Source organism: Anatilimnocola aggregata (assembly GCF_007747655.1).
Lineage (GTDB): Bacteria > Planctomycetota > Planctomycetia > Pirellulales > Pirellulaceae > Anatilimnocola > Anatilimnocola aggregata.
Genome location: NZ_CP036274.1, coordinates 6,537,265 through 6,553,471 on the forward strand (window position 1 = coordinate 6,537,265; position 16,207 = coordinate 6,553,471).

The window sequence follows — 16,207 nt, forward strand, 5'->3', positions numbered from 1 at the left end:
GCGCCATTGTAGCGCATCGGGCCGCCTTGCAAGGGTAGCTTGCGGTTTTGCGCGAACGTTATTCCGTATCGCTTGAATAGATTTCCGGCACGAGCAGATATTCGCTACCTTCGGCAATACTCGTTGGCTGAAACGCAGTCACATTCAGCCGCTCGTTGAGCGCAGCCAAACCTTGACAGAAGACAAGGCCAGTCGGACAGCGATCACGAACGACGACAGCCACGTCTTGTTCGCTTTCGGCAAAATGCTCCATCATTTCGTTTAAGGAGGTTGTTTCATCAAACTTGGCAAATTCGGTCTGCATGACATGCCGCACCAGCCGTACCGATGCCTGCCGCGGACGACTTCCCTGAGAACGAACATTGGCCAGTTTAGTAGCTGTGATTAAACCTAAAAGTCGCCCTTCGAGATCAACGACCGGCAACGTGGCCAATTGAGTTTGATCGAAAAGGGCCAGTCCTTGATCGACCGTTTCATCCGCGCCGATCAGCACGGGGCAAGGAATCATCACATCGCGGGCGACGGTCGTTGCAAACAACTGCCCTTCGGATGCCAACTCAGTCCAGCTTTGCTGATCTTCGTCCACCTCGTCGCTATGGACCACGCAGTTGCGACCCGAGACCTTGGCCAACTGCAGCGCGGTTATGGCCCGTTGCAGGGCGATGTCGGCTGGCTCGTCGGTTTGCACCGCAGTAAAGCCCAAGCTGGCGGTGACTTGCACCGAAGTGCCATTCGCCTGTAGCGAAGTCGCCTGCAATGACTTTAGCCATCCGCTGGCGAGAGACTCGGCCGCAGCGTCGTCGTGTGCGGCGAAGAGTATCGCCAGTCGATTATCGTGGAGCACGCCCGGGAGCGCCGTTGCCGGGAGCGCTTTCTTGATCGATTGCGCCGCGCCACGGAGCAGTTCGCGATAGGCAATCAACCCTTGCACGCGGGCAAAGCGGCCAAACGAATCGAAATCCAGCACTGCGACGTAGGGGGGAGTTGCCCTGGCTTTTTCTGCGGCAGAGGCCTGCAACCACGGTTTCCACTGTTTGAGCCAGGCATTTCGTTCGGCTAAGCCCGTGATGACATCGAGCCCGTTCTGCTCGGCGAGGCGGCGTTCGTATTCCAGCACACGTGCGCCGGCGCGTAGGCGCGCCAGCAATTCCCCATAGACAACGTCGCGTGCGAGAAAGTCGTCGAAGCCGGCTTCTAACGATTCAGTAAGTGCGGCGACCTCAGGAAGTTCTACCAGGAGCATGCAATAGGTGAAAACCTGCTGGGCTCCAAGCCTGCGTACTTGTCGACAAAGTTGCTTGTTCGCCAGGCTCTCTGTCGAACCATCGACGAGCAGGAAGTCCGGCGGATTTGCTTCCGCGGAGGCCAGAGTCTGCGCTTCGTCGCTCGCTTGCCGCACTTCGTAGCCAAAGATATCGAGAAATTTCGACATCCGCCGCAGCAAGGTGCGATCGGCCGACACAATCAAAATGGAGAAAGGGCGAGCTGACATCGGTGGCTTTCACCCAAGGGTGCAAAGGGGGCAACGCCAGGCGCGAACACACGTAGATCGCGCGGAAGCATGGCCTCTGGCACAAACTTAGGTTACAGATTCGGTGCTGCCTTAGCCGCGCCAAATATTTCTCAGCAAGATAGCGGCTTCTTGTCAATTCATGACGTACGTTTCAGTTGGCTCGCGCTGCCGAAGCGGTGTCATTGTCGGCAATGCGTAGTCAAATTCGACAGGCTTGGTCGACCCAGATCCAAACCACTGGTCGCAAACCACTGCGGGGCTGTCATGCGAACGAAGATTCTATTGCCGGAAACAAAGCTATCTCCTTATCTCGAGCGTGTTGGGGGGACGCCCGGCGAGCCCGTTGTGCTCGAGAAGTTCCCTTTTACCCTGGGGCGCAACGAGTCGTGCGACTATCAGGTCCCTTCAACGCGAGTCTCTCGCGAACATGCCGCCATCAATAAAGATGGCCGCCACTTTCGGATCAAAGACCTGGGCAGCACGAACGGCACGCTCTTGAACGGCAAGAAGGTCGCCGAAGCGCTACTAAGTGACGGCGATCTGCTCACTTTTGCCGATGCCGAGTTCTGCTTCCGCACGCCTTGTAACGAATCAGCTCGCGTCACAGTGACCCACGTGATGGACGGCGGCTCGGTTGCCGCCCACGACAACGATCTGCAGTCCGAAGACCGCGCTGCCCGCGATTTTATCCTGGCCGTCCGCTCATTGAACGAAGGCTTACTCCATCGAGGCCTGCGCACCCGCTTTCAGCCTGTTGTGGAATTGGCGACCGGGCAAGCCATCGGTTACGAGGCGCTCCGGCGAATCGAGAACCACTCGGGCGAAGTCCCTGCAGGCGAACGAGTCCTGCAAAGCGTCGATTGCCGGCTGACGGAGCGTTGGCATCAGTTGCATCGCCTGCTGGCCGCCGAACAAGCCGCTGAAGCCACGGGCGCGAACCTGCTGTTCTTGAATCTGCAGCCCGCTGAAGTCGGTGCCGATGGACTTCCCGAGACGTTGGCTCAACTGCAAAGTCGCTTGTCGGGCAAAAAGCTGATCGCTGAGATTCCTCACTCTGCGGTCGTCGATATTCCGTTCTTCCGCGACTTCCTCAGCCGGCTACGGGAACTGAATGTCGGCGTCTGCTATGCCGGCTTCAGTAGTGGGCAGAATCAGGTGCGGGCCCACGAGCAATTTGCGCCAGACTATTTGCAACTGGCTCCCGCCTTGGCACGCGGCGTCGATCGCAGCACGCAGCGGCAACAGCAGATCAAGGCGCTCGTTGAAGCCGCCGTTGCAGCCGGTTGTAAGATTATAGCAACTGGAGTGCACAGCGAAAACGAAGCCCAGACCTGCCGCGAACTCGGCTGTCAACTCGCTCAAGGCGACCACTACGGTCGACCTCAAACAATGCAGTGGGCGTCACTTGCGTAAATGCAGAACGTAGAACGAAGAATGCACAATGAAAGACAACAACATATATGTCTTCATTCTGCGTTCTGCATTCTTACTTCTGCATTCCTAGTACTCGTTCGTCTTTTCCTTCTCGACCAGCCCTGCACTGCCGCTGTAGGTTTTGCGCACGCGGCGTTCGGCGATTTCTGCTTGCAGGTGCGCAATAGCAGCATCAAGGGACATGGCACCTAGATCTCCTTCAAGCCGATCACGGACCGAAACGGTTCCTTGTTCGGCGTCGCGCGGGCCGACAACGAGCATGTAAGGAATTAGTTCCAACTGACCGTCGCGAATCTTCGCGCCGAGCTTTTCAGGGCGGAAGTCGCCGGTAACGCGCAGACCGCGGATTCGCAGTTGCTGCTCGATCTTGCGGCCGTACTCTTCGCTCTTTTCGCTGACGGTAATCACTCGGACTTGCTCGGGAGCCAGCCACAGGGGGAACGCGCCGGCAAAGTGTTCGATCAGCACGCCGATGAAGCGCTCCATCGAACCCAACGGAGCCCGGTGAATCATCACAGGCTGATGGGCCTTGTTGTCCGAAGCGGTGTACTCCAGACCAAATCGTGCCGGCAAGTTATAGTCGAGCTGCACCGTGCCTAGCTGCCATTCGCGCCCGATACAATCGGTCACGACGAAGTCGGCCTTGGGTCCGTAAAACGCAGCTTCGCCGGGCTCGGCGGTGTAGGCAATGCCGAGGCGAGTGCAGACATCTTCGAGCGCGTTCTGCGCGCGATTCCACACCTGCTCGCTGCCGACGTACTTGTCGCTCTTGGGATCGCGGAAGCCCAGCCGCACGCGGTAATTGTCGAGCCCCAGCGACTTCAGTACGAACTGAGTCATCGCGATGCAGCCTTCGAACTCGGCGGGAACCTGGTCTTCCATGCAGAACAAGTGAGCATCGTCCTGAGTAAAACCACGCACGCGAGTCATACCGTTAAGCTGGCCGGTTTTTTCAAAGCGATAGACGGAGCCGAACTCAGCGAGCCGCAGCGGCAGTTCTTTGTAGCTCCGCTTTTGCGCCTTATAGATCTGAATATGATGCGGGCAGTTCATCGGCTTCAGCAGATAAGCCTCTTGTTCGTCGAACCACTCCTTGATCGCGTGCATCTTGTCGGCATCGGTCTTGGCATTACCAAAACCACCGAACGAAATCGGCACCAGCCCATCGATGTTGACCTTCAATGCTTCTTCGAAGTGGCCGATGAACCGATTGTCGGCCAGCTTGCCTTGGAACTGCAGCGCAAAGAGTTGCTGCACGCTTTGCATGAACGGATCGAAGTAGAACGGCGGGAACTGGCTTTCCATGTAGTACGGAAAGTGTCCGCTGGTTTGATACATCTGAATGCGGCCGATGTGCGGTGTGTAAACCGGCAAATAGGCCCGCTGAGTCAGCTCCTGCTTGATGAATTCTTCGAGCTGCGAGCGAATCATCGCTCCCTTGGGCAGCCACAAGCACAACCCTGGACCAACGTCGTTGCTCAAGGTAAACAACTGCAGTTGCTTGCCGAGAACGCGGTGATCGCGGCGTTTGGCCTCCTCGATTTTCTTCAGGTGTTCATCGAGTTCTTCCTGAGTGAAAAACGCGGTGGCGTACAGCCGCTGCAACTGCGCGTTGTCGGAATCACCTTTCCAATACGCACCGGCCAGCGAAAGGAGCTTGAACGCTCCGACGGCACTCGCACTCGGAATATGAGGTCCCCGGCAAAGGTCGATGAACTCACCCTGGCGATAGAACGACAATTCGGGGTGAGTCGCCAGCCCGGTCTCGATGTGCTCGACCTTATACTTTTGATCGAGTCCCTGGACGATCGCCAGAGCCTTCTCGCGTGGCACTTCGATTCGCTCAAAGCCTTCATCGAGCGCGATGATCTTTTTCATCTCGGCTTCGATGGCGGGAAAATCGTCGTCGGTCAGCGGTTCGGGAAGTTGAAAGTCGTAATAAAAACCACCTTCGACGGTCGGACCGAAGGCCAGTTGCACCCCCTTCTTCAGCCGCATGACTGCGCGGGCCATGATGTGAGCGCACGAGTGCCGCATAACGGCCAGCGCTTCGGCATCTTTGCGGGTCAGCAGCCGCAGCTTGACCTCACCTTCGCTGGGCAGGACGTAGTCGGAACCGACTACTTTCCCATCCACTTCGGCAGCCAGCGTGGCCTTGGCGAGTCGCGGGCCGATTGATTCGGCAATCGCTCGCGGGGTGGTTGAGGCGGGAAACTCCTTCACGCTGCCATCGGGCAAACTGACCTTAAGCATCGAACCATCTTCCTGAAGAGGGACCAGCTGTTCGCTGCGGCACGCCGCTACAAAGGGTGTGCACCGACAACGTCTGCCGACGCGTAACATAACGGTCCGCCATGGTTTGCGACAAGGCAGGCTAAGCAAACGACAGCACCGTTCGTTCCGATTACCTCCGAGACACAAGGTCATACTCGCGGGTTCAGCGTACGGCCGCCCGTTGTGAGAAATGGCAGTACGACCTACGATGATGGACTCGCAATTTGCGGGCTGCGGCCAGCAGATGCGTCCAGGAAAGTGGAATGTCCCCTCCCAAGCTGATTCTCTGCGAACGAACCCCTCGCTGGCTGGCGGCGTGGCGTCTTGCGCTCCCAGATTCTCGCTGGAGTTTGCTTTCGAGCGCGGTCTCGCTCGCGCAGTGCGAAACTCAGCTTCAAGAATCGCCCGAATCGGTCGCTGCCGTGCATGTCAACGAGCAGAACTTGTCCACCGTTATCCCAATCTTGCATCGCTGGCGGCGCGACTTCCCGGCAGCTCGTTTTCTCGCTCTCTGTTCGAGCGATGTCGCCCAAAAAGTCCCGGCAGTCGCGTTATTGCAAGATGCTGGCGTGCTACTGGTGATCGACCGCCTCGAACAACTGCCCGCTGCCACCCGGTTGGTGCAACGGCACTTGCGCCGCCACGTGGCGACCAGCACGGCATTGCCGACCACCATCTGGCAGCGAATTCCCTGGCCGCGGTTTGCGGTCAGCACCACACCAGTCATCAACTAATACCTTTTGAATTGCAGAGGATGGACGGATGAGTATGGACGTAACGGTAGCGGCTGTCGAAAAAGTATTGGCAGAGTTCAAAGATCCCGAAACCGGCCGCAGTGTCACCCAAACGCAACAAGCGCGCGACGTGCAAGTCGCCGGCGACAAAGTCACACTCACGCTGGCGCTCACCTCCCATTCCGCTCCCATCAAGAACGAGATGAAGGAAAGGTTAGTTGAGTTGCTGCGGCGTCGGTTTCCTTCCCTCACCAGCATCGATGTAAATCTGGTCGTTCACGAACGGGCCGCAGTCAAGCTCGGTCAAATCGGCCTGACGGCCAAAAGCGTGATCGCCGTCGGTTCTGGCAAAGGCGGCGTGGGCAAGAGCACCGTGGCGGCGACGATCGCGCTGGGCCTGAAGCGCGCCGGTTGTAAAGTCGGCCTGATGGACGCCGACGTCTACGGCCCCAGCATTCCGCACTTGCTCGGCCTTAGCGGCAAGCCGGTGATTGAAAACAACAAGCTGCAACCGATCATGTTTCAAGGCATGCCGACCATCTCGATGGGCTACCTTGTTCCTGCTGGCGAAGCAGTCGTCTGGCGCGGGCCCATGTTGCACGGGGCGATCACGCAGTTCTTGCGCGACACCGCCTGGGGCGATCTCGATTATCTGATCATCGACATGCCTCCCGGCACCGGCGATATCGCCCTCACCTTGTCGCAACAACTGCCGCTCACCGGCGCGGTCGTCGTTTGCACGCCGCAGCAAGTGGCACTGATCGATGCGGTGAAGGCTATCGCCATGTTCCGCAAGGTCAACATTCCCCTGCTGGGGATGGTCGAAAACATGAGCGGTTTCATTTGCCCCGATACCGGCAAACGCTATGACATTTTCGGCAGTGGTGGCGCTCGTCAGGCAGCGGAAGAGTTAAAGGTTCCGTTTCTGGGCGAAGTGCCGCTCAACATGCAGATTCGGATCAACGGCGACGAAGGCCTCACCCTCGGCAATTTCGACGATCCAATTCTCGGACCTTACCTCGAGAAGATCGTCACCACGCTGGTGCGCAACATCGCTGACAACACCATGAGCAAGCCACCGAGCATGCAACTACCGATGTTGGGGTAACTCGGTGGCATAAGCTTTCTGCCGGTGAGAAACTGCGTTTCGGCTTTGACAGGCAGGGTGCCCAACCCACGAAAAGAGGAGCACGACCATGGTCGAGTTTGGTAATCCACCGCCGGGAATGCGTTCCATCCAAGCGTACCTGGTTTGCAAAGACGCGGCAGCGGCGATCGAGTTCTACGGCAAAGCATTCGGCGCAAAAGAAAAGTTTCGCATGCCGATGCCGGATGGCAAAACGGTGATGCATGCCGAGCTCAATCTCGGCGATAGCATACTGATGCTCTCGGAAGAGAATCCACAATGGAACACCAAGTCGCCCCTCACGCTCGGCGGCACTCCCGTCACGCTCCATTGTTACGTTGCCGACGTCGATGCGATCTACAATCAGGCTGTCGCTGCTGGCTGCAAATCGCGGATGGTGCCAACCAACATGTTCTGGGGCGATCGGATGAGCTCGGTCGAAGACCCCTTCGGCCACATCTGGTCCATTGCCCAGGCGGTGGAAGATGTCTCGCCCGCAGAGATGAACGCGCGGGCCGCCAAGTTCTTCAACAGCCAAACCGGCGCTTGCACCTAACCACCATCGCTGCTCGCCATTACTCCGCTGGAAACAATCTCGTTTTCAGCGCGTTCGTTGAAAAAGTCGGCGACTTATTCAACACCACACGCAGCCAAACCCGCGTGCGGCGCGCCTGACTGTTGAAAAAGTCTACCCCTTTTTCAACACCCTCCGAATCGGGCAGATGCGAGGTTGCGTTCAACGTGATCTGCCGGCAACCGCGAGTAAAAGACGTGCAGACTTTAAACTTCTGACGTGGGTCGTCTCAGGGCGGAGAACCGACCTGACAAACCGGCTAAAAGTTTGAAATGGCTTCGGGGCACCGTCGGCCAAAGGTTCGGAATTACAGATCAGGAAAAATGGTCTTGCCGGCGAGGATTGCTTGCTCGAGCAGCTCGTCTCGTACGACCTGTAAGTTGTCAGGGGGCGACATGAGAGGTGATTGCAGAAACGGATGAGAGAGTGACGGAGCGGCAAGCTTTTGAAATCTTCGCAGCCGGAGAATGCAGAGGGCTTCCCACGGGATTGATTCGCAATAAGTGGAAAAGAAGTCCATCTCGTCGCACTCACGACTCGTATGGCCATTTGAGACGTGATACTCAGCGGCAGCATCAAGGGCCTCGCCTAGACGTTGGTGATCATCCCAATAACGCCAGATGTCGTCGTAGGCCTGACAAGGACGGCTAATGGAAATTTGCGTGGGGTCAACGTCACGCTGCAGCCAACGGCCGGCGATCTTGTAAACCAGGAGATTGACCGGTGACCAGTCGGGGCGTTTCTGAAACAATTGCTCGCTGTCCACGTCGCTCAGCAGCGCATTGCCCAGCCAGCTTGCCGCTTCATCTTGGTGAAATGCGAAAGCGACGCCGAAAGCCATCGACGTCTTCAACCGATCAGCGAGAATCCGCCGATCCTTTTTGTTCTGAAACCGAAATTGGACAAGGCGAAGTTCCATACGCCGCACCCAGTACATGATCGGGATGCTTTGTAGAATATCTCCCCATCCACTTTGGTCACCGCTCAACACACGCTCGCACCCTATAGCGGCGCAGCGATGGGCAATATCGGCGAGATATACTGACACGACACCCGGATATGCCCCCACTTCCGAGTTTCGTCGAGGGGCCAGAGGATCATTGATCCATGCGCGCACACAATCCGCCGCGCGATTGAGACGGCTCTCGGCATCTCTAAGAATGCCATTCTGAAGAACACGCACTTCTTTCGCGGAGTTCCAAGCCGAATTCATTCTGGCTCTCAACTATTTACCACCACTTGCTAATCGTATTTGCCTGACTACTCGAACTCAGATTGGTGATTTCGATCAAGCCGCCACCTACTAGTCCCTGCCTTCTAATGTCCTTCAATATACTGTCTGCCCTATGTTTTTTACTGCTGCTGATATTCCACTCATCGCGGGCACGCGTCAGCCGAGAAGTTGCATACCAGTTCGGTCCCATTACTTGATCCGTACTCAGAGCTGGGGCTCGATTGCTGCGGCTGGGGGATTAGCGGCGAAGTACCAGTTGCCAAACCCGAGCAACTGGTATGTGTTAATGGCTAGAGAGGAGCAGCTACAGTGACTGACGACAATCCGTATTCTTCCCCATCCCATGCTGGTAAAACCGGGAAACAGGATAACATTGCCGACATACTTAAGCTTCAAATTGTCTGGGCTCTGGCAATAGCAGGACTGGCGTGTGTTGTTTATATCTGGTGCAGGTTGCGATTTCCGCCTAACGGCCGAGACTACAAGTTCGATCTTGAGTTAGCGTCTCTTGCCGGACTTGGATTGAACGTTCTGAGCCTATGCGCTGTGTTCCTTTTGCCAAAGCGAACTGCAATTGTTGCTTTGAATGTTCTTGCACTTGCCTGGAATCTCGCCATGAATCTGCTTGGACCAATTCCATAGATTTGTCGGGCATCACTGGGGCGCAAACCGCAAAAGGGGGGTGTTCAATTAAGCGGTCGCTATTTGGACAGTGCATGGCGTAACTCTCGGGTTTGGCTGCAGGTGTCTGTCCAACTAAGGGTTCCTTGTTTGGACAAGTTGGTTGATTTTGGGAGGGGCTGGGGCCGCGACAGCTCTCGTGGGGCGCAGTTCAGGGGAGGAGAGGTCCGGCTCCCTAAACCACGATCATTCAGCGGGCATACTTGGAGATCTGCAAAGTTGTGGTTTCCGGCCCGTGCGAGTCTTCCCGCGACAAGCTCACCCCCAGGTGGTAGAATAGGCGTGCGGCCAACGGAAAAACCAGCAGGCCGCGAGGAATTGCAAAGTGGGCGGTGGCATGGGTAAAGATGAAACAGCAGGGCTATCGGTTCAACAGGCGCGCGAGATGCTTCGCGCGGCCGACCTGCGTAGCACGGCCTCGCGCCTGGCGGTCCTGCAGTACCTGGCGAACTTCAACAAGCCCCTGAGCCATGCCGAGGTTGCCGACGCACTGGTGCCGCAAGGGTACGACAAGTCGACCCTGTATCGCTGCTTGGTCGAGCTGGCCGACTCGAATTTGCTGAGCCGGCTCGATGCGGGCGATCATGCCTGGCGGTTTGAGTTGCGGCGTACGGACGAGCACGAGGATGGCCAGCATCCCCACTTCATGTGCTTGGATTGTGGCAAAGTGACCTGCCTGCCCGAGGTCGAAGTGAAGATCGTTCCCTCGTCCGGCAAAAAGACGGGCATGATGGGAGACGTGACGGAGATTTTCCTCAAAGGACACTGCACCGAGTGCAAATAAATGAGTGCCGATCAACTGATTGAACGATACCTGGCTGGACCGGCACTGTTGCGGCAAGCGGTGGCGGGCATGACGCGCGAGCAACTGCTGGCCCGACCAGTTGCCGGCAAATGGAGCACACTGGAACTGGTGGCGCACATTGCCGACTTTGAGCCCGTTTACCTCGATCGTATGAAACGGACGATTGCCCAGCACGAACCGACGATGTTCAGCGGCGATCCTGATTTGTTCGCCAGCAAGCTCGCTTATCACGAGCGTGACCTGGAAGAAGAACTGAATCTGATTGCCGCCTGCCGGACGCACATGGGCCGGATTTTGAAGACGCTGCCGGCAGACGCTTTTCACCGGTGCGGCATTCACACCGAAAACGGGCCAATGACGCTGGAGAAGATTCTCACGAACATTGCCAACCACATTCCTCACCACCTGCCATTTGTGCAGGAGAAGCGCCAAGCCTTGGGCGTTTAAACGGGCGACCGTTTGTAGCGTCCCTACATTCGTTGCCAAGCCTACGCTCCGTCAAATTGTCGCGAGCGAGCGACTTTCTTGGAAATTGCAACCAGTTGGTACCTAAATACTTGCGCGCCTGATAGCAACAATCCCTGGTCCCTACGGCCGATTACCGTTTATACTTAAGACAGGCAGCGATCGACCGAGCGTCGATTTTGAGTGAGCTGCGAATTGTTCTCCCCTTGGCCACTGGTGTGCGAGTTGCAATTCAGTTGGTGAAGGTTCCTTAGGACTGCCACGATTCAGACTTTCGTACTACGCCTGCGTTTTCGTTCTCCGCGGCGTCTTGTCGCGACCCGACTCGACTTGGGTTCGTGCTTCTTGGCCACTCGGTGCAGCCTCAGCTGCTCTGCTCCATGATCGAACAGATTATTACGCTTAACGACCCGAGTCAGGCCTTGGCCCTCTTTGGTCCCCGCGACCAGTATCTGCGAGCATTGCGAGAAACCCTCAGCGTGACCATCAGTCATCGCGATGGGCAACTACGCATTCAGGGCGAAGAACCGGCGGTGAACAAAGCGACCTCTGTCTTCGAGCAGCTCTCGGCACTGCTGGCGCAACGGGGTGAGCTCGATCCCGAAACGGTCGGCGGCATCTTGAGCGCTGCTGGGGGCAAAGTGCTGGGCCTGGTGGCTCAGCCCATTGATGTCATTAACGTTGCCAAACGAATTGTCCCCAAGACCGCGGGCCAGGCCCGCTACGTCGACTCAATTCGTGCGCACGACATTACCTTTGCCGTCGGCCCAGCAGGCACAGGCAAAACATACCTCGCGGTCGCGATCGCTGTGGAAGCGCTCAAGCATCATCAAATGCGGAAGATCGTGCTGGTTCGCCCAGCCGTCGAAGCGGGCGAAAGCCTCGGCTATTTGCCCGGCGATATGTTCGCCAAGATCAATCCGTATCTCCGCCCCCTGCTCGATGCCCTGGCGGAAATGATCGACTACGACCAGATGAAGCGGTACATGGAACAGGACGTGATTGAAGTGGTGCCGCTTGCCTATATGCGAGGTCGCACGCTCAACGAAGCGTTCATCATTCTGGATGAAGCCCAGAACACCACCGTTTCGCAAATGAAAATGTTCCTGACTCGCATGGGTCATGGTTCGAAGATTGTGATCTCTGGTGACGTGACCCAGGTTGACTTGCCGCGCGCGAGTGCCAGCGGATTGACCGATGCGTTGCAACGCTTGCGCGATATTCACGGCATCAACACCGTGCATCTCGGCAAGGGAGACATCGTCCGCCATAAGCTCGTCCAAGAGATTGTCCGCGCTTATGAAGACGAACCACGTTCGAATCCGTCGACATCCAAAAAGTCCAAGTAACTCCCTACTCTCGTACTTCCCGATTGCCCGTGTCTCACAGCCTTTCACGCCGACTTCGCAATAGCCGGGTAACCACGCTACCCCCAGGCATGGTCGCGCGCGGACTGTCTGTACTGCGGCGTACCGACGTGCTCATTCGCTTGGGCTTGTGCGTACTCGCTGCGCTGGTGATGTGGGGAGTTACTGGCAGTTGGGCTCCCTCGTTCTCGTATCGCACGGGTTTCATACCGAACCGCGATATCATCGCGCGAGTCGATTTTTCCGAAGAAGATCCCGTCGAAACCGCCAAGCGCAAAGATCAGGCTCGCTCGCAGGCTGAGTTCGTTTACGAACAAGACGCCCGACCGCTGGAAGAATTGCGACAAGAGCTAAAGAACAAGGTCTCGCAGCTCGCGAGTGTGGAAAGTTACGACAAGGTCGAGCCCAAACTGTGGGAAGAGTTCTCGCCAGCTGGCGAAGGGAAGACACCTGAAACGGAAAAGCGAAAGTTTGACGCCCTGAAGGGCTTCTTCATGGTCGGCATGGACTCCGGCCGCTTCGACGAAGCGATCAAGCGGGCCTTTGTTCCGCTCGAACGGAGCGGCGTTATCGATGTGCTGCAACACACCAGCACCGAAGGGAGTCAACAAGGTGTGAAGGTTCGCCCCACGGGCAAGCCCCAATGGACTCACCGCGCTGCAGTCGAAGAGGTGCTGGTCAGCAAGATCAAACCACAGCTGCAGCAACGCTTGATCGAAGAGCTGAAGTCCTTCGGCGGCATGAGCGAAAACAGTCTGACCGTTGCTGACCTGACCTATGCCTGGCTCGATCAGCGATTGCAGAACGCTCGGACATTGCAGCTCGACCGCGAAGCGTCTGAAGCCGAAAAGAAGGCAGCTGCCGATGCGGTTGTAATGGTCATCCGCGAATACAAAGCCAACGACGCCCACCTGGCCGAAGCTCGTCAGCCGCTCGATAGCAGCCACGTGCAGCTGTTGCGAAGAGAGTACGAGGCCTGGCGAAAGCAGATGGGCTGGTCCGAAAAGATTGGCCACAGCCTGGCGACGTTCGGCATGTATGGCGCGCTCTACACGCTGTGTGGTTTCTACATATTGAACCGCCGCCGCAAGTTGGTTGAAGACCTGAACAAGTTCTCGGTCCTTTTGGGCGCGATCGTCGTCACGGTCATCCTCTGCTGGGGTGCTTCCAAAGATCAATGGCGCGCCGAGATCATTCCGCTCATGCTGTTCGGCATGACCGCCGCAATTGCCTATGAAAAAGAACTGGCTCTGTTGCTGGCAGCTTCGGTCGCGCTGATCGTTTCATTCCTGCTCGACCAGGGGCTGGCTGAGTTCGTCATCCTCGTCTCTTCCGTCGCGGCTGCGATCTTGTTTCTGGCCCGCATTCGCAGCCGGACCAAGTTGATTTATGTCGGTGCCATATCAGGAGTCGTTGTCGTTGCCACGACGTTCGGTGTCGGCACACTTGTGGGCCAGGCATTTGGCGCCACCGATAGTGCCCTCAACGTTGTCGAAGATTGGCTCCCCGCGACTTGGACCAATTCCTTCGTAGTTACGCTAGCCATCGGTGCCTTTTGGTTCGGCTCTTGCTCACTTTTGGCCAGTGTATTAATGACGGGGCTCCTCCCTTTCATCGAACGATTGTTCGACGTGCAAACCGACATTAGCTTGCTCGAACTGGGTGATGTGCAGCATCCGCTGCTGCAGCAATTGGTTCGCCGCGCACCGGGAACGTATAACCACTCGATCAACGTGGCGTCGATCGCCGAGACGGCCGCCGAAGCCATTGGCTGTAACGGCCTGCTGGTCCGGGTCGGCGCTTATTTTCATGACATCGGCAAGATGCTGAAGCCGGCGTACTTCGTCGAGAATCAAGGGACCGAAGGAAATCGACATGAGTTCCTCCAGCCTGCTATGAGTACGCTCGTGATTATCGCGCACGTGAAGGATGGCGCAGACTTGGCTCGGCAACATCACTTGCCGCGGACGATTATCGACTTCATCGAGCAGCATCACGGCACCACGCTTGTCGAGTACTTCTATCGTCGAGAGGCTAAGCGACTGGAGTCCGATCCCACAGCCGCCGAACCCGATGAATCGACCTTCCGCTATCCCGGCCCGAAGCCGCAGACCAAAGAGACCGCCGTCTTGATGTTGGCCGACGTGGTCGAAAGCGCCAGCCGAGCCCTCTCCGATCCCACACCGGCCCGCATTGAAAGCCTGGTGCACGATCTGGCTCTCAAGCGTCTGCTCGATGGGCAGTTCGACGAATGCGGCCTCACGCTGCAAGAGCTGCGAATTCTCGAAGATAGCCTCGTAAAATCGCTGACTGCCGTTTATCACGGCCGCGTGAAGTATCCCGAACATCAGACGGTGTGATGCCTGTAAAAGTGACGACCTTGAAGCTGCGCATCGACATCGCCGACGAGCAAGAGACTCATACCGTTAACTACGACCGGCTGATTGCCGCCGTGAAGTTGATCTTTGCTGATGCCGGTTACGTGCGGGGAGAAGTGAGCATTGCCATTGTCACCGATGAAGCGATGCACGACCTGAACCGGCAGTATCTGCAGCACGACTATCCCACCGATGTCCTCAGCTTTGTTCTGGAAGAAGACTCTGATCGGCTCGATGGCCAATTGATCGTCAGCGCCGATTACGCATCCCGCGAAGCACCCACCTTTGGCTGGACAACCGACGACGAACTGCTGCTGTACACCATTCACGGCGCTCTGCATCTGGTCGGCTACGATGATCTGGAACCGGAATTAAAAGCTGAGATGCGCGAGCAGGAAAAGCGCTACCTCGCGAAGTTCGGACTGACACCCAGTTACTCTTGATTGGCAGCAGCCGGCGCATGAGCGCGGTCCCAAAGCAGACTCAGTGAACCACCGGCCGCAGCGATGCCCGCCGGCAACAGGGGAGCATACAGCAAGCCCCAATAAAAATTCACCTCCATTCCCACCAGGCAGAACGCAGCCAGATAACTGGCTGCAGCCACGAACTGTAGGTTGAGTCGCTCATCGCGAAGGCTAAGGAGCCCGAGCAGGCCAAGCAGCAAATACAAAAAGAGGACTGGCCCGATCGCCGTGAACAGGAACGAATTCATGCGCGCGGTCAACAGAACAAAATCAAGCCCACCGAACTTCAACCACTGCGAAATGCCGCCGCCATTCGTTGCCAGATCTGCCGGAGTCAACTGAGCCGCGACTTGCTGACTATGCCAATACAAGAAAGCAACGAAGAGCGTGATGCCGGCAGCCCAAGCAAACGCCTCGGACCAACGCCTGTGATAGACGGCGAAAACTCCTGCCCAGAAGACGAATGGCAACGCAAGTTCTCGAAACATTAAGGCGGTGATGCCGGCAATGATCGCTACCACCTGCCAGCCTTTGCCCATTGCTGCAATCGAAAGCAAGATCAAGACACTCGCCCAGAGTTCTTGCGTGTAAAAGGCCAGACCATCGACCGACCACTTCACCACCCCCAGTAGCAAGAAGGAAGAGACAACCGCGGCAGCCATTCCACGCGCTGAGAACTCCGCTTGGAAGTGCAGGACAAGTGCGACCACAGCCAAAAGCACTAGCAACGCTTGAATAGCCCACGGCCCGGGCAAGAGTGCGAACAGCCAAGCGTAAGTGGGGAGTCGCCAGTTAAAAGTGCTGCGAACCGGGAAGCCACTGGCGATCAGTTTGGGCTTCGCCGCGACGTAGTAGTTCTCACCCCGACGCACCGCATCCACCATGTCGCGATACAGTTGCAAATCAGGTGCGACGGCGTCTGGAGTTTCTGCGACCGCTGCTTCAACTGGCGCTACATCGCGCACGGGTAATTTGCCGCGATTCCAAGACGCGACGCCACCGACAACTGCAACCAAGCTTAAGACGACGAGCACCCACCGCGCGTACAGCGGTGAGAGTTCAGAAATGCGATTGGATTGCGGTAGCATCGTGCGGCTCGCCTTCACATCCAGCGATGGCAATTCCGCAGTCTACCGCTCCCTTGCCCGCTCCAGCTAG

Annotated in this window: 14 protein-coding genes; 10 read left to right on the forward strand and 4 right to left on the reverse strand. The window is 57.1% G+C overall.

Translation table 11 applies throughout. The features are described 5' to 3' along the window. Positions 1-58: 58 nt before the first annotated feature. Positions 59-1,492, reverse strand: a complete 1,434-nt coding sequence (locus ETAA8_RS24540) for a diguanylate cyclase domain-containing protein (RefSeq protein WP_145094761.1) — start codon at positions 1,490-1,492, stop codon at positions 59-61. Positions 1,493-1,777: 285 nt separating this feature from the next. On the opposite strand from ETAA8_RS24540, the gene ETAA8_RS24545 reads away from it, so the two are divergent. Then, positions 1,778-2,926, forward strand: a complete 1,149-nt coding sequence (locus ETAA8_RS24545) for an EAL domain-containing protein (RefSeq protein WP_202921248.1) — start codon at positions 1,778-1,780, stop codon at positions 2,924-2,926. An 87-nt stretch (positions 2,927-3,013) separates the two neighbouring features. Here the strand turns inward: ETAA8_RS24545 and thrS are convergent, their stop codons facing one another. Continuing rightward, positions 3,014-5,200 (reverse strand): threonine--tRNA ligase, encoded by a 2,187-nt coding sequence (gene thrS / locus ETAA8_RS24550; RefSeq protein ID WP_145094767.1) that lies wholly within the window; start codon positions 5,198-5,200, stop codon positions 3,014-3,016. A 284-nt stretch (positions 5,201-5,484) separates the two neighbouring features. Here thrS and ETAA8_RS24555 point away from each other — a divergent pair, with 284 nt between their 5' ends. The 3 genes from ETAA8_RS24555 to ETAA8_RS24565 all read left to right on the forward strand — a co-directional run bounded on the left by ETAA8_RS24555 (position 5,485) and on the right by ETAA8_RS24565 (position 7,637). Further along, on the forward strand, positions 5,485-5,955 hold the full coding sequence (locus ETAA8_RS24555) for a hypothetical protein (RefSeq protein ID WP_145094771.1): 471 nt from the start codon (positions 5,485-5,487) through the stop codon (positions 5,953-5,955). A gap of 34 nt (positions 5,956-5,989) precedes the next feature. Further along, positions 5,990-7,063, forward strand: a complete 1,074-nt coding sequence (locus ETAA8_RS24560; RefSeq protein WP_145100928.1) for an Mrp/NBP35 family ATP-binding protein — start codon at positions 5,990-5,992, stop codon at positions 7,061-7,063. 88 nt (positions 7,064-7,151) lie between these two features. Continuing rightward, on the forward strand, positions 7,152-7,637 hold the full coding sequence (locus ETAA8_RS24565; protein WP_145094774.1) for a VOC family protein: 486 nt from the start codon (positions 7,152-7,154) through the stop codon (positions 7,635-7,637). 325 nt (positions 7,638-7,962) lie between these two features. On the opposite strand, the gene ETAA8_RS24570 is transcribed toward ETAA8_RS24565, so the two are convergent. Further along, positions 7,963-8,868, reverse strand: coding sequence for a hypothetical protein (locus ETAA8_RS24570; RefSeq protein WP_145094777.1), 906 nt, complete (start codon positions 8,866-8,868; stop codon positions 7,963-7,965). Positions 8,869-9,198: 330 nt separating this feature from the next. Between ETAA8_RS24570 and ETAA8_RS24575 the strand changes: the two genes are divergently transcribed. The 6 genes from ETAA8_RS24575 (at position 9,199) to ybeY (ending at position 15,028) form a co-directional block, all read left to right on the forward strand. Next, positions 9,199-9,531: a hypothetical protein gene (locus ETAA8_RS24575; protein ID WP_145094780.1), complete on the forward strand. Its 333-nt coding sequence runs from the start codon at positions 9,199-9,201 to the stop codon at positions 9,529-9,531. 376 nt (positions 9,532-9,907) lie between these two features. Then, on the forward strand, positions 9,908-10,354 hold the full coding sequence (locus ETAA8_RS24580) for a Fur family transcriptional regulator (RefSeq protein ID WP_145094782.1): 447 nt from the start codon (positions 9,908-9,910) through the stop codon (positions 10,352-10,354). Further along, positions 10,355-10,822, forward strand: a complete 468-nt coding sequence (locus ETAA8_RS24585) for a DinB family protein (RefSeq protein ID WP_145094786.1) — start codon at positions 10,355-10,357, stop codon at positions 10,820-10,822. Between the two features lie 398 nt (positions 10,823-11,220). Further along, on the forward strand, positions 11,221-12,189 hold the full coding sequence (locus ETAA8_RS24590) for a PhoH family protein (protein WP_145094789.1): 969 nt from the start codon (positions 11,221-11,223) through the stop codon (positions 12,187-12,189). Positions 12,190-12,218: 29 nt separating this feature from the next. Then, positions 12,219-14,567 carry an HD family phosphohydrolase gene (locus tag ETAA8_RS24595; RefSeq protein WP_145094792.1) on the forward strand — a complete coding sequence of 783 codons (2,349 nt, stop codon included), beginning with the start codon at positions 12,219-12,221 and terminating at the stop codon, positions 14,565-14,567. Beyond that, positions 14,567-15,028 (forward strand): rRNA maturation RNase YbeY, encoded by a 462-nt coding sequence (ybeY, locus tag ETAA8_RS24600; protein WP_145094795.1) that lies wholly within the window; start codon positions 14,567-14,569, stop codon positions 15,026-15,028. Before ETAA8_RS24595 ends, ybeY begins: the two co-directional genes overlap by 1 nt. Here ybeY and ETAA8_RS24605 read toward each other — a convergent pair. Beyond that, positions 15,019-16,137 carry a hypothetical protein gene (locus tag ETAA8_RS24605; protein WP_145094798.1) on the reverse strand — a complete coding sequence of 373 codons (1,119 nt, stop codon included), beginning with the start codon at positions 16,135-16,137 and terminating at the stop codon, positions 15,019-15,021. The two genes, ybeY and ETAA8_RS24605, sit on opposite strands and share 10 nt — an antisense overlap. Positions 16,138-16,207 lie beyond the last annotated feature (70 nt).

Bases quoted from the DNA above. Each gene is read 5' to 3' on its own strand.
- ETAA8_RS24605 (WP_145094798.1), bottom strand. From the start codon at position 16,137: ATGCTACCGCAATCCAATCGCATTTCTGAACTCTCACCGCTGTACGCG.
- ETAA8_RS24585 (WP_145094786.1), top strand. From the start codon at position 10,355: ATGAGTGCCGATCAACTGATTGAACGATACCTGGCTGGACCGGCACTG.
- ETAA8_RS24540 (WP_145094761.1), bottom strand. From the start codon at position 1,492: ATGTCAGCTCGCCCTTTCTCCATTTTGATTGTGTCGGCCGATCGCACC.
- ETAA8_RS24560 (WP_145100928.1), top strand. From the start codon at position 5,990: ATGGACGTAACGGTAGCGGCTGTCGAAAAAGTATTGGCAGAGTTCAAA.
- ETAA8_RS24570 (WP_145094777.1), bottom strand. From the start codon at position 8,868: ATGAATTCGGCTTGGAACTCCGCGAAAGAAGTGCGTGTTCTTCAGAAT.
- ETAA8_RS24565 (WP_145094774.1), top strand. From the start codon at position 7,152: ATGGTCGAGTTTGGTAATCCACCGCCGGGAATGCGTTCCATCCAAGCG.
- thrS (WP_145094767.1), bottom strand. From the start codon at position 5,200: ATGCTTAAGGTCAGTTTGCCCGATGGCAGCGTGAAGGAGTTTCCCGCC.
- ETAA8_RS24555 (WP_145094771.1), top strand. From the start codon at position 5,485: ATGTCCCCTCCCAAGCTGATTCTCTGCGAACGAACCCCTCGCTGGCTG.
- ybeY (WP_145094795.1), top strand. From the start codon at position 14,567: ATGCCTGTAAAAGTGACGACCTTGAAGCTGCGCATCGACATCGCCGAC.
- ETAA8_RS24590 (WP_145094789.1), top strand. From the start codon at position 11,221: ATGATCGAACAGATTATTACGCTTAACGACCCGAGTCAGGCCTTGGCC.
- ETAA8_RS24580 (WP_145094782.1), top strand. From the start codon at position 9,908: ATGGGTAAAGATGAAACAGCAGGGCTATCGGTTCAACAGGCGCGCGAG.
- ETAA8_RS24545 (WP_202921248.1), top strand. From the start codon at position 1,778: ATGCGAACGAAGATTCTATTGCCGGAAACAAAGCTATCTCCTTATCTC.